At 28.1% G+C, this 602-nt stretch carries 2 protein-coding genes; both read left to right on the top strand.

All coding sequences use genetic code 11. The annotated features are described in order from the left end of the window. Positions 1-221, top strand: a 221-nt coding sequence (locus tag KLA_RS18200) for a hypothetical protein (RefSeq protein WP_034647529.1), incomplete at its 5' end; no start/stop codon positions are given. A gap of 1 nt (position 222) precedes the next feature. Continuing rightward, positions 223-602 (top strand): hypothetical protein (locus tag KLA_RS17405; RefSeq protein WP_034647533.1); only part of this gene is annotated, 380 nt, incomplete at its 3' end.

The raw sequence follows: 602 nt of genomic DNA on the forward strand, positions 1-602 counted from the left end.
ATGCTTGCGCTAGCGGGGATGCTAAATTATCACGAGGTACAGGTTGGACAAAGAATCAGGGTGTGGCAAATGGAATGAGTAATTGGAATGTTAAGACAATAAATCCAGACGGATTATTAAAAGGAACTCCAGTAGATGGGTTTGTAAAAGAAGCTTCCGTTACTAAAAATGGCAATTTTATAAAAATATTTAATGAGGGAGGAGTGTTAAAAACAAATTAATATGAAATTTAATAAACAAATTTTTAATTCTTTAATTCCAATTTTAAAAAATAGAGGATTAACAGAATCAACTTATTCAGAGCGTAGTGGAAGTCTAAGTTTTTATAAATCAAATAAACATAGTAATTATCTAATAACTCTTGAACTTGATGATACAACAAAAGGTTTTGTCAATGTTTATGGAAGAATATCTTTTACTAATGTGATAGATATACTAAGTAGATTTATAGAGCTTAGACCAAATGTTTATGAAGCTGTTGTAGTGAACTACGATTTGTATAAAAACAAAGAAAAATATAATAAAATATTTGATGAATTAGAAAGACTTCCCCTTAAAACAGACTTAGATATTAAAGAGTTTGAAAATGAAATAATAAGTCA

The organism is Cellulophaga geojensis KL-A, assembly GCF_000568425.1.
GTDB classification, from domain to species: Bacteria; Bacteroidota; Bacteroidia; order Flavobacteriales; family Flavobacteriaceae; genus Cellulophaga; species Cellulophaga lytica.